The sequence below is a fragment of the Desulfitobacterium sp. genome (genome assembly GCF_034927245.1).
Classification (GTDB): domain Bacteria; phylum Bacillota; class Desulfitobacteriia; order Desulfitobacteriales; family Desulfitobacteriaceae; genus Desulfitobacterium_A.
Map to the genome: position 1 here is coordinate 56,713 of NZ_JAYFQK010000025.1, position 12,833 is coordinate 69,545.

General features: G+C 46.0%; 9 protein-coding genes. All 9 read right to left on the reverse strand.

Going from position 1 to position 12,833, the window contains the following annotated elements:
- Positions 1-67 precede the first annotated feature (67 nt).
- The 9 genes from VB077_RS07600 to VB077_RS07640 all read right to left on the reverse strand — a co-directional run bounded on the left by VB077_RS07600 (position 68) and on the right by VB077_RS07640 (position 12,693).
- Positions 68-793, reverse strand: a complete 726-nt coding sequence (locus tag VB077_RS07600; RefSeq protein WP_323414622.1) for a FadR/GntR family transcriptional regulator — start codon at positions 791-793, stop codon at positions 68-70.
- Between the two features lie 178 nt (positions 794-971).
- Positions 972-1,559 carry a TetR/AcrR family transcriptional regulator gene (locus VB077_RS07605; RefSeq protein ID WP_323414623.1) on the reverse strand — a complete coding sequence of 196 codons (588 nt, stop codon included), beginning with the start codon at positions 1,557-1,559 and terminating at the stop codon, positions 972-974.
- A 99-nt stretch (positions 1,560-1,658) separates the two neighbouring features.
- Positions 1,659-2,954, reverse strand: coding sequence for a DUF445 domain-containing protein (locus VB077_RS07610; protein ID WP_323414624.1), 1,296 nt, complete (start codon positions 2,952-2,954; stop codon positions 1,659-1,661).
- A gap of 108 nt (positions 2,955-3,062) precedes the next feature.
- Entirely contained in the window at positions 3,063-4,262 is a 1,200-nt protein-coding gene (locus VB077_RS07615) for a DUF445 domain-containing protein (RefSeq protein ID WP_323414625.1), read from the reverse strand.
- A 230-nt stretch (positions 4,263-4,492) separates the two neighbouring features.
- Complete coding sequence (locus tag VB077_RS07620; protein ID WP_323414626.1) at positions 4,493-5,437, reverse strand: MBL fold metallo-hydrolase; 945 nt, start codon at positions 5,435-5,437, stop codon at positions 4,493-4,495.
- Between the two features lie 364 nt (positions 5,438-5,801).
- Positions 5,802-7,145: an acetyl-CoA hydrolase/transferase family protein gene (locus VB077_RS07625; RefSeq protein ID WP_323414627.1), complete on the reverse strand. Its 1,344-nt coding sequence runs from the start codon at positions 7,143-7,145 to the stop codon at positions 5,802-5,804.
- A 208-nt stretch (positions 7,146-7,353) separates the two neighbouring features.
- Positions 7,354-9,123: an acyl-CoA dehydrogenase family protein gene (locus VB077_RS07630; protein ID WP_323414628.1), complete on the reverse strand. Its 1,770-nt coding sequence runs from the start codon at positions 9,121-9,123 to the stop codon at positions 7,354-7,356.
- A gap of 26 nt (positions 9,124-9,149) precedes the next feature.
- Positions 9,150-10,292, reverse strand: a complete 1,143-nt coding sequence (locus tag VB077_RS07635) for an acetyl-CoA C-acyltransferase (protein ID WP_323414629.1) — start codon at positions 10,290-10,292, stop codon at positions 9,150-9,152.
- Positions 10,293-10,305: 13 nt separating this feature from the next.
- The gene (locus VB077_RS07640) at positions 10,306-12,693 is read right to left on the reverse strand and encodes a 3-hydroxyacyl-CoA dehydrogenase/enoyl-CoA hydratase family protein (protein ID WP_323414630.1); all 2,388 of its coding nucleotides are present in this window, start codon (positions 12,691-12,693) and stop codon (positions 10,306-10,308) included.
- Positions 12,694-12,833: the final 140 nt, after the last annotated feature.

Genomic DNA, 12,833 nt, shown 5'->3' on the forward strand with positions numbered 1-12,833 from the left:
TTAAAATAAAAGCTTAAAATAAAAACTCAGGGAGCTTCATTATTTCATAGTCCCTGAGTTTAAATTTCTATTTTTCTTTTGAGTCTTCCCGATACTTCTCGAGCTCAAGCTCAACTTTACGAAGATGCTGATACATGAGGTTACGGGCTTTTTCCGAATCCTGAGATTGGATTGCATAATAAATATCCCGATGCTCCTCAAAAAGCCGAAGCGTTGTGCCTGCAGTTGCAGCCAGCCAAAGGGCCCGAGTAACCTGAAGGGTCTGACCCATCGTTTCTTGAACTGTATTCATCAGCCGGTTAAGAAGCGGATTTTTACTGGCACGTGCCAAAGCGAGGTGAAAATCAAGATCGAGTTGTTCACTGTCTTTGGCTTCCGGCAAATCCGTTTTCATCTTTTCAACAATGGCTTTAAGATTGTCCAAATCCTCTCCGTCACGGCGCTCGGCAGCCAGGCCTGCGGCTTCAACTTCCAGGGCCTTTCGTACTTCAAGAATATTCTGCAGCTGATCTTTTTCCAACAGCAAAATAAAGCTCAGGGGTTCGATCACAGAATTTGGAGAAGCTGATTTCACGAAAATTCCTTCGCCTTGCCGAATCTCAAGAATCCCCGTTAAGCTTAGAGCGGCTAAAGCTTCGCGGACCGAAGTTCGAGAAACTTGAAAACGTTCTGTAAGTTCACTTTCGGTTAAAAATCGATCACCGGGGACCAACTGGCCATCGATAATTAGATTTTTGACTTGTTCTAAGATAATTTCCGTTGTCCGTTTGTTTTTTATCGGCTTAATATCCATAGGATTTACCTCACAATTATTGATAATCTCCTCAGTTATGTGTTTTAGTGAGAACTTGAAGAATATAGAAATTATATCACAAAAATAGCCTGAGACTCTTGAGGAGTTTTCGGCTATTTCTTTTAGCATATGTGATTTATCCGGATGGGGTCAAAACTCCACCATTAGTAAGTTCCCTTTATCTGTCTTTATCCGCTAATCCGAGCAAAATCACTTGAGCAACAGCTTCATGGTCAACGTCTTCGGGGCTAAATCCGTCAATAAACATCTTTTTCATTGCATAATTTTGAATGCCACCCATAATCGTCGCCGCCGCGATCTCGGGATCGATATTACCTCTAAGCTCATTCGTCCGAATTCCATCACGAATCATATCTTCGACTGCTGTAGCTGTTGTCCACATTTCTTTAAGCATGCGCGAACGCATATCCTCGGAGAGCGTCTGTCCTGTCATGATCGAACGAAACATATCAAGATGTTCTTTCAAAAAACTTGCGTAAAACTGTGAGATAAGCCGAATCTTTTCTAACATCGTGTTTCCCTGCTCGATCACAGGAACTATACCTTCACTGAAACGCTTCCCGCTATAACGAATCATTTCAAGGAATAAAGTATTTTTACTATCAAAATAATCATAAACTGTCCCTTTGCCAATTCCGGCTTTCTTCGCAATACCTTCGATTGTAGCCCCTTCGACTCCTGCTTCCGAAAACACTTTGATGGCGGCATCGAGTATTTCGATACGCTTTTCTTCCTTTGCTATCATTCGAAATCCTCCCATAGCATCACCTGAAGTTTCCTTTATGCTGTCATTACACGTTTAATTCTAGCTTACCCATAATAATTTTTCTATTGCATATTTTACCTAATGTTTTAAGACCATCAACAGCGGCTGATAAGCATAATTCAGAAGGAAAAACAAGAAAAACCCAAGGATTCCCCCGACGATTGAGCCGTTGATCCGAATCCACTGAAGATCATTGCCGGCCTTATCCTCAATAAACCGGTTTAATTCATCATTAGATAGATTTTCCAAGGTCTCCTGAACAATTTCCCCGATCAAAGAATGTTCCTGCTGTGCAACTTTCAGGAGAGTGTCACGGAAAAAGGCATCAAGCGTATCCTGCAAATTTTGATCTGTTTGAACTCTCTCCCAAAAGCGTTCCGCCAAGGGCAAAACAGAAGAAACCAAACTTTCTCTGTTTAAGGATTTTCCGTTTTGCCAAGTGCTCAATACTGTTTCTATCCCTTTTTCGAAATACAAATCGATCGGCAATTCCGCGAGCATCTGTTCAATCCATTCCTCAATGTGTGCTTCGGTTAGCGTGTCCTTTTCCCAACCTTGAAGTCTCTGCTCCAGCTGATATATGAAGCGAAGCCGTAGCTCATTGTCAGGGGATTTCAAGGATCGCACTGTCAAGATCAGATGGGTCTGCAAGGCTTTAGCGGCATCTTCCAGATTTACCCCATCCGCGGCCTGGAAAATTCCTAAAAACGTCCTTTGCAAAAATCCTCCGCTCGCCATCTGCTTATCCATTATTTTTTCCAGGTAGATTAAGATCTGGGCATATACTCTTGTTCCCGAAGCGTAAATCAGTAAATCCTCAATTCGTTCATCCAGCCAGCCATTAAATTCCCGGCGATAAAGCTGTTGTTGGGAATAGGCTAAGATCTTTCGAGCGAGACCGAACTCCCGTGCTTTAGCGCGGAGCAGTGCACTTAAATTTTCGGCAGCCTTTGCCCCATTGATCTGAGTCTTTAGTCCGGCAAGGAAACCCGCCAGCTTTTCGGCCAGAAAATCTGCTCCTCCCTGTTTCTCAAGCGTTTTTAAAATCTTGCGCGTGAACGGCAGGCCCTCAATCTTTTGGCGGATCATCACTTCGCTGATCAATTCCTCCTCAACCATGACCCGGATCGCCCCAATCATTTTTGTCCGATTCCGCGGAATTAAAGCGGTATGATAAGGCCAGCCTAATGGCTTTCGAAAGAGCGCCGTAACCGCAAACCAATCGGCAATTCCGCCGACCAAGGACGCTTCAAGCACAAACCGGCTGAGACGCAGCACAAAATTATCCGGCCAATAGTATTTGGCTCCGGATACAAGGATAAATAAGACGAAAACTATGCTCAAAACTATATTTGCCCTTCGGCGGTAATTCATCCTGTATCGATCCTTCCTATAGTAGACAGTTTCTTTCAACACGACCATTTCTTACAACACAACAGTTCCATTCTTCTCTACGTTATTCATCTATTGATCAGCCATTTTTCAGAACAGGAAGTTCACCAAATAAAACAGCACTCCTGCCAGCCCCCCGACGACTGAACCATTGATGCGGATCATTTGCAGATCATCTCCGGCCTTATCTTCAATCAGATCAACCAACATTTCATTGGAATACTTTTCAAGGCCGTCCCTGACAAAGCGTCCGATCCGCTCATGCACTTGGGCAACAACCGGAGTTAGGAAAGCTTGCACCTTATGATTAAAAGAAACCTGTTTTTCTAAATTTTGTTCGAGTTCAAGCCGGTAGTTTTCAATAGGCTGAAGAATAAAGGCTATCCACTTATGAGCGTCCTCAGGCTGATTTAACCGTGTTTGAAGATTATCTAAGATTGATCTTTCGCCTTTTTCCAGAATTTCGGGCAGGTTACGCTCAATTAACCGATCAAAACGAGGTCCTCCTATAAATTTTTCCAGCCATTCTTGAGCCGATTGAACAGCTTGTCCCCCCGCCAATTCGTTAGAGACCTGCATTTGAATCGTCACGGCCAGGGTTGAAGATTCGGGTAAAAACATTTGTACGATTTTCCGCGAGGAATTTTGACTGACATAATCAGCCAGCGCATCATCAATCCATTGGGTTAAGGTTCGACGCATTTCCGGACTTTGAACCCAAAGATTAAGCTCATAAATTAAGATCTCCAGGATATTTTGCACGGTTCCCTTGGCCAATGAATGCTGAAAGACTTCGCGAAGAATCTGTGTGATTGCGTGGCTTTGATTGCTCAAAAAGGGCTTTCTGTCAAACCGATTCACACTTTCTAAAAGACATGAAGCTAAAGCTTGAAGGCTTGGTTCAAGCTTGGCAAGTCCTTCCTCATCGGCTATATATTTAAAAATCGCCGCAAAATCCAAGACAGTCAGTTTTTGGATTAATGCTTCCTGGGAAAGGAGCTCATCTTGGACCATATGGGTTAATTCCTGAAAAATGCGTTCACGATTACGGGGAATGATCTCCGTTCGAATGATCCGCCCCGGACGAATGTTCAGCGGTTTGCGAAAAAGTGCGGTAACTGCAAACCAATCGGCCAGTCCTCCGATTAAACCCGCGCTGCAGCCGCTGGTGATCAGCCCGCCCCAAAACTGTGTTTGAAACGGAAAGGCTGCTGCAAGTCCCAACGCCGTTACTCCCAGTGCGAAGTTTGCTTTTCGATATGTACTGTGGGATTGTCCATGTTTAGCCATCATTTGACCTCTTTTGACCTCTTTGTTGCTTTTATAGACGATACTATACCATATTTTAGTTAAAAATACACATGTCGCAAAACCTATGGTCGTGCAGTAGTCCATAATTATGGGCGCACGGTTAGTCATCGGATAAAAAGCGGAAGACACCTGCCAACAAATAGCAGATGCCTTGCGTGAGACAATATTTTCCGATACCCTTATACTTTACGCTTTAATGCTTAATGCCTTTATGCCTTTATGCGTTTTCTGCCCGTTTTAAAGCGGGTGCGGTTAGTCATCGGATAAATATGCTTCCAACCATAGACATAATGAAGCTGTATAAAAAACACGCCCGGGCTTGCTTTTCCCTGTCTCAGACGAAGTGCTCCTTCGTAGACAGTAATGTTGGGATCATACTTGGTCAATTGTTTCAAGATTTGCTCCCGCATTTCCTGACAGCGCTGATTAGGATTGAGTTGAGGATCGCCATGGGCAGGAAAATACTGACGGGCATTTAGCTTTTCTAAGGTTTCCAGACTCTCTAGCTGGCTTGGCAGGCCGCTTGTGACCTTCCCGTTCTCCTCCCAAATCCCCGGATAGGGCAGCTGGTCGGGCAGAAGCGTATCTCCGGAAAAAAGGATTCCCTTTTTCTCTTCAAAATAAGAAAGATGTCCTTTCGTGTGCCCGGGAGTGGGTATCGCTTTTAGCACATAATTGCCGGCACGGATGGTTTGCAGCGGTTCGATCTGTTCTACGTGATCAGGCCAGGCGGTCATCCGGCGAAGCTTTTCATAGGTCCCCACCATCCCTTCAATAGCGGATTCATCATAGACTCCCCATTCTTCCCTCGCCCATTTGCGGAAAAGCTCAAAGCTTTCACCCGTCGCAAAGGTTTTCCATTCTAAAAAATCCTTTGAGCCGATAAAAATTCGGGTTCCTTGTTCGGCGAGTTGATGGGCAGCGCCCGCGTGATCAACATGCCAGTGCGTTGCAATCACTTGTTCCAGATGCTTAATCCCTAGCTTCTGAAGTGCAGTTTGAATGGTCTGCAAAGCATCAGGGGTGTTTGTTCCCGTGTCCAGCAAGGTTGGGGTTTCTCCTCGAAAAATATAGACATTGATGGACTTTTCGCTTAATGTCAATGGAACTCTCAGCAGATAAATATCAGGGGCAATCTCTCTCATCTCTGTCATCTAATTCTCCCTCCAACACATTTTCTATATATTACATGGGGTAATAATTTGTCATTTTTTAGTGTTTATTGTATATTACTGTTTATCAGGTAGACATAAGGAGGCTTATTTCATGAACAATAATTCAAAGCATAATCCAATTTCTTCTTCCCCGTCATTTTCCTCGTCATTTTCCTTAAAAAGCCCTAAGACTGTTGCTTATCCTTACCGAGTTATATGCGATCATTGCCGGAAAATCATATTCTTTTCCGGTGAAAACGGTGAAGTCTTTTCGGTAACGTGTGACAAGTGTTCCGGTTTGTAATCCGTAATTGAAGTTGAAAGACGACCATTACCAATATGGCCGTCTTTCTTAATGCTCAAGCTAGCGCTTATTGCTATTGCGCCAGATCTTGAGCTTTTGGGCTTCTTGAATCATCTCCTCACGAAAATCCGGGTGGGCAATATTGATAAGCCTTTCGGCACGCTGCCAGGTCGTTTGCCCTTTGAGGTTGACTATTCCATACTCGGTGACTACATATTGAACCATCGGACGAGTATCTGTAACAACTGCGCCTACTGTCAGAAGAGGATTAATTCGTGAATATTTCTTTCCGTCGTGATCTGTAAAGGTTGATTCCATGCAGATAAAACTCCGACCGCCTTTAGAATTATAGGCTGCATCAACAAAGTCAAGCTGACCCCCTGCACCGCTGATCATCTTCGGACCCACGGTTTCTGAACATACCTGGCCGGAAAGATCGATTTCCAGCGCATTATTGATCGAGACAAGGTTATCGTTCATGCTGGCAATCGTACGATCATTGGTATATTCGACCGGATAACCCGCGACTTGGGGGTTATTGTCAATAAAATCATATAATTTTTGGGTTCCCCCCGCAAAAGTATAAACCATCCGCCCGCGATCAATTTGTTTCTTCCGCCCTGTAATCCGTCCGGCTTCAAACATTTCAACATAACTATCCACCAGCATTTCCGTATGAACCCCTAAATCTGTTAAATCTGATTTTGCGATCATATTCCCTAAGGCATTGGGCATTGCTCCGATTCCCAGTTGAATGCAATCCCCATCCCGCAATTCCTTCATAACATATTGAGCAATTTTCTGATCGACTTCAGTTGGTTCAAGAGAAGGAATCTGGGGCATCCCTGTATGCCCTCCCTCTACGATAAAGTCAACTTCGGAGATATGCAGGGTATTGCCATAACCACCATGTGCTATTGGCATATCTTCGTTGACCTCGACGATAATTGTCTTTGCTTTATCGGCCGAGGCCCGGTAATGAGAAATGGTCGGGCCAAGGTTAAAGTTACCATGCTTATCCATTGGGCTCACTTGAACCATCAGGATATCGACCCGGTGGATATTTTCTAAAATATAACGCGAGACTTCTGAATAACGAAGCGGAATATAAAAGGCACGACCCATTTCATAATATTTCCGATCAATCGCGCTGAAGTGTACACAGTCCCAAGTAAAATGTTCACCCAGAGGATCTGCCTTAATTACGGCATGGGGACGCATGGAAACTCCCGCTAGGAGTTGGATATCCTGAAGTTCCGGTGTTCGGCGGGCTAAAGCCGCATCGAGTACGGGCAGGGTGTTTGCAGCATAGGCATAAATAATCCAGTCCCCGCTTCTCACGACGCCCACCGCTTGGTCCGGAGATACGACCTTTTTTCGATATTCCTCAGTCCAGGTTGACATCTCTTCTTCCCCCTCACTCTTCAATCAAAAACCATCCTCTACCCCTTTACCGTTTTCTATTCTCTATTTTTCTCTTATCTTATCTATTTTCTTGTCTCCTCTGATTTACTCTGATTTACTCTTATTTACTCTGATTCTCTCTTGTTTTCTTTTTCCTTCTCTTATATTTCTAATTTACTCTTCCTCTTTTTTTCTCTTTCCTTCACCATTAACGGATAGGATATTTTTCTTTCGCGATCACGGCTTTAGCAAGCTCTTGGCGCAGTTCAATCATATCCGTATTGGGCCGGCGAACGAGTTTGCGCAAGCCTGCAAGGATAGTGCTCAGTGAATCCCCTTTTTCAGCCGCACACAAAACTTCTTTGGCCTGTTGCTCTATAACGTTCATTGCCTCAAAAGCGCCCAGTGTTGCTGCTTTTTCAACAAACTGTTTATGCTCCTCGGAAACATCAAGTTCTTGAACCTTAAGCGCCCGAAGAACTCCGCTCTCCATGGCATAGATTTGAAGAACCATCTCGGCAAGACCTAAGAGAACATATTGGTTATCTTTAAGGTCATTGCCCAAGTTTTGAGCGGCCACTCCCGCAGCCAAAAGGAATGCTTTCTTTGCTTTTTGTGTCATATGCAGAAGTCCTTCAAGACCTTCACCCTCAGAACTTAAACCACCGGAGAGAAGTTCTTTGCTCACGGCTTTGGCGGCTGCCAAGAGGGGCAGTTCACCGGTTAAAGCACGTTTTAAAAGGGTTCCGGGAACAATCAGGCGGTTGATTTCATTGGTTCCTTCAAATAAGCGATTAATCCGGGAATCCCTGTACATTCTTTCAATGGGATACTCGTGAATAAAGCCATACCCGCCATGAATTTGAACGCCTTCATCAACGGCAAGGTCGAGCACTTCTGAGGCAATTACTTTATTTAATGAACACTCAATTGCAAATTCTTCAAGCGCTTTACCGGCCTCTTTACGGCAGTCTCCGGTTAAATCCAGGCCATGGAAACCTTCCTCCATCAGGCCTGCCGTCCGATAGACGACGCTTTCCGCAAGATAGGACTGTGCCGCAACCTCGGCAAGTTTCGTTTGGATCGCACCGAAACCGGTCAGCGGAGTCCCAAATTGCTTACGCTCGCCGGCGTATTTCACCGAGACTTCCAAAGCAAGCTGGGCACTGCCAATCGCCGCCGCTGCGAGCTTAAAGCGTCCGACATTAAGGATATTAAACGCGACGACATGTCCTCTTCCGATTTCCCCTACTACATTTTCCACCGGGACTTTGGCGTCTTCCAGAATCACTTGGCAGGTTGATGATCCTTTAATTCCCATTTTGTTTTCTTCCGGTCCGATCGTAACGCCGGGATAATCACGCTCCACGATGAAGTTCGTCAGTTTACCCTCGACTTTGGCATAGACCAGAAAAACATCGGCAAAGCCTGCATTCGTAATAAACTGTTTAGTTCCATTTAATATATAGTGTGTTCCTTCGGCATTTAAGACCGCCGTAGCTTTTGCCCCTAAGGCATCCGAACCTGAACCCGGCTCTGTCAAACAATATGCTGCAATCTTTTCCCCTGAAGCCAGACCGGGGAGATATTTTGCCTTTTGTTCGGGTGTTCCGAAATAAACAATGGGTAAGCTTCCTATTCCGGTATGCGCTGCATAGGAGACTGCAAAGGAGGCACCCCTGGGAACTTCTTCCCCGACCACGACGGTCGAGAATTTATCCATGCCTGAGCCGCCAAACTCTTCGGGAACTTCTAAGCCGAGGAGACCTAATTCTCCGGCTTGTTGGAGCAGTCCGCGCATCAACCCGGCTTGTTTCTCTTCAAGCTGCTCAATCTTGGGGGCGATTTCATTTTCGACAAAGTTATGGGCCATTCTCTTTAACTGGAGATGATCCTCGTTTAATTCCTCGGGAACAAAAACTTGATCCGGCGTTACTTCTGTGAGCAGAAAGCCGCCGCCTTTAGATGCTAATTCCATGGTTAACTCCTCCCCAATTCTTTTGATTATAGTAGTTCGTATACTCCGGCCGCCCCCATGCCGCCGCCGATGCACATGGTCACCATGCCGTATTTGACACTACGTCGTTTCATTTCATGAAGCAGTGTTGCGGTGAGTTTTGCTCCGGTACATCCGAGGGGATGACCAAAGGCAATGGCTCCTCCGTTAGGATTGACTTTGGCCGGGTCGATTCCCAGGGTTTTGATGATCGCCAAACCTTGTGCCGCAAAGGCTTCATTGAGCTCGAAAAGACCAATTTGATCGAGTGTCAGGCCGACTTGTTTTAAAACTTTAGGTATTGCTTTGATGGGTCCGATCCCCATCAGTTCGGGTTCAACGCCTGCTACCGCTAACCCGCGCCATACGGCCAGTGGCTTGATGTTGAGTTCATTGACCTTTTGTTCTGACATGAGCAGGGTTGCAGCTGCACCGTCACTCGTTTGGGACGAGTTACCTGCCGTGACCGAGCCGCCGTTTTGGAAAGCCGGTTTAAGCTTGGCCAATGTTGCTAAGGTAGTTTCAGGGCGAATTCCCTCGTCTTTCGAAAACAATTGACCATTTGCCAATGGAACGGGGATGATTTCCTCCTCAAAACGGCCGCTGGTTTGGGCCGCATATGCCTTTTGATGACTGGCGGCAGCGAATTCATCCTGCTGCTCCCGAGTTATTTCGTATTTTTTTGCAACATTTTCTGCGGTAAGTCCCATCGAAAGGTAGACTTCCGGCGCGTATTCCATCATATGGGGATTCGGCGCGGGTTTCATTCCGCCTAACGGGACCATCGACATGCTCTCGGCCCCGCCGCAAAGCATGACATCTGCTTCCCCGAGGCGAATCCGATCTGCACCTAAGGAAATGGCCTGTAAGCCTGAAGAACAAAACCGGTTGATCGTCATCCCGGGAACATCGATTGGTAACCCCGCTCTTAAGGCCATAACCCGGCCCATATTCATGCCTTGCTCTCCTTCCGGGAAGGAGCAGCCGATGATACAATCATCAATCTCCGCAGGATTTAATTGAGGAACACGTTTTATAATATCCTGAATAACATAGGCACCAAGATCATCGGGGCGCACCTGTGCAAGTGATCCTTTAACAGCTTTTCCTATCGCTGTTCGTTTGCTTTCAACAACTAATGCCTCTCTCATTCCTCTTCACCTCCTAATTCCGCAAGGGTTTATTCTTCGCCAGCATATATCTGATTCTATCTTGGGTTTTCATCTCACCCGCCAGGCTTAAGAAACCTTCGCGTTCCAGATCAAGTAAGTATTGCTCGTCTACGATACTTCCGGCCGGTTTATCACCGCCGGTCATTACGTATGCTAACTTTTTCGCAAGATACTCGTCATAAGCCGAGATATAGCGTCCTTCCTTCATCCCGTAAAGGGCAAGCTCCATGGTAGCACGTACTCCTGAGCCGGCTGTTTTGGTCTTTAACGGAAGAAGCGGACGGAAATTACGGGCTAGGTCGATCACGCGTGCTTTGGCATCGAGAAGAATATGATCCGCATTCATACTGTAGCGGTCATGATCACGAAGGAAGCCGAGATTTCTTGCCATTTCCGCACTCGTTGAGACCTGGGCCATCGCCACGGTTTCAAAACGTTTCGCATAGAAATAATCCGGTGCCGCCTGAACCCCCGGCAGAATTCCTTCCATCGCCCGAACGGCCATTTCTTTCGTTCCGCCGCCGCCCGGAAGCAGCCCGACTCCAAGTTCGACAAGTCCCATATAGGTCTCTGCCGAAGCTTGGATTGCATGGGAGTGGAGACAAACCTCAGCTCCGCCGCCTAAGGTCATGCCAAAGGGTGCTGCAACAACGGGTTTTTTCGCATATTTTAAAGCCATTGTTCCTCTTTGGAATTCGCGGACCATCATATCGAGCTCATCCCAATCCTCATCTTCGGCTGCCATCAAAATGAGCATCAAGTTCGCACCGACCGCGAAATTCTTTCCTTGGCTGCCGATCACAAGACCCAGGTAATTCTTTTCCACCTCGGCCAGCGATTTATGAATCATATTCATAATATCTGCGCCAATGGAATTATTCGGGGAATGGAATTCCAGACAAGCGACTCCATCGCCGAGATCGACCAAGCTTGCTCCGGCATTTCCGAGTATTTTCTTGCCCTGTTCGCGGGCTTGTTTTAATGAGAAGGAGTATGGGCTCACCCTTTGGGCACGGTACTCTCCGTCAGCGTAGAATGCAACATTGCCGTCTGAACTTTTCTCATAAAAAGAGGTTTTACCCTCAGCAAGCAGTTTTTCGACGATCGGAGGAAGCGTATCCCCTTCGGCAACAATGCGCTCGGCAGTTGCCTTTACTCCTAGGGCATCCCAAGTTTCAAACGGTCCCATTTCCCAGTTAAAGCCCAGGCGCATGCCTGCATCGACAGCTGTAATATCATCAGCGACCTGTGGGGCAACCTTAGCAGCATAGAGCAATACTGCTTTCAGGACACTCCAAGCAAACTGTGCACCCACATCCTTGCCGCTGACTAAGGTTTTGATCTTATTGGCAAGGGAACCCGCATTTTTTGCCTTATCTAAGGAGGAGAACTTTACATTCTTCTTTGGATTGTATGTCAGTGTCTTCGGATCCAAAACCTCGATTGCTTTTCCTTCGGCCGTTTTTACTTTCTTATAAAAACCTTGCTTTGCTTTGTCTCCAAGCCACCCGTTTTTAAGCATGGACTGGACAAAATCAGGAAGAACGAAAAGTTCTTTTTCCTCAGGTACACCTTCGCCAACGTTTGCTGCCACATGGACGAAAGTATCTAATCCGACCATATCCACTGTTCTGAAGGACGCTGATTTCGGACGTCCCATGATGGGTCCGGTTAAAGCATCAACTTCGTCAATGGTAAGATCAAAGTGCATCATTTCCTGAAGGGTCACGGTCAGACCGTAAACACCAATGCGGTTGGCAATAAAGTTAGGCGTGTCTTTTCCAAAAACCACACCTTTGCCCAAGACCCGCTCCCCAAAATCAGCCATAAAATTCATAACTTCGGGATCGGTATTAGGACCGGGAATAATTTCTAAAAGCTTCATGTAGCGCGGCGGATTGAAGAAGTGTGTTCCTAAGAAAAAGCGCGTAAATTCCGGAGAAAGCCCTTCGGACATAGATTTTAAGGAGATTCCTGAGGTATTTGAACTGACGATTGTTCCCGGACGAATATGCGCCGCAACTTTGGTAAACAAGTCTACTTTAATATCAAGACGCTCCACGACGACTTCAATGACCCAATCCACTTCCTTTAAACGATCAAGGTCATCCGACAAGTTTCCAACCTCAATGCGGTCTGCAAATTCGGGAACAAACAGCGGGGCCGGATTCATTTTTATAAGTTTTGCCTTATTTGAGACTGCGATACGATTTCGCACCTTACGGCTTTCAAGGGTAAGTCCGGCAGCCTCCTCCTCCGGGAGCAAGGCATTGGGAACAATATCTAAGAGCAAACTAGGGATTCCGGCATTGGCTAAATGTGCTGCAATTGTACTACCCATTACCCCTGAACCGATAACGGCTACTTTATTGATTTGCATACTTCTCCTCCTCGTATAATATGATTTGTTCCTAGCTCCACGAGTCCTTTTTAAATGGAACGTGGAGTTTTAATTTAGCCAAGTTATAACTGGAAATTTCTTTGAGCAATAGGGTGCGCGCAGTATAACGCATACCCCAT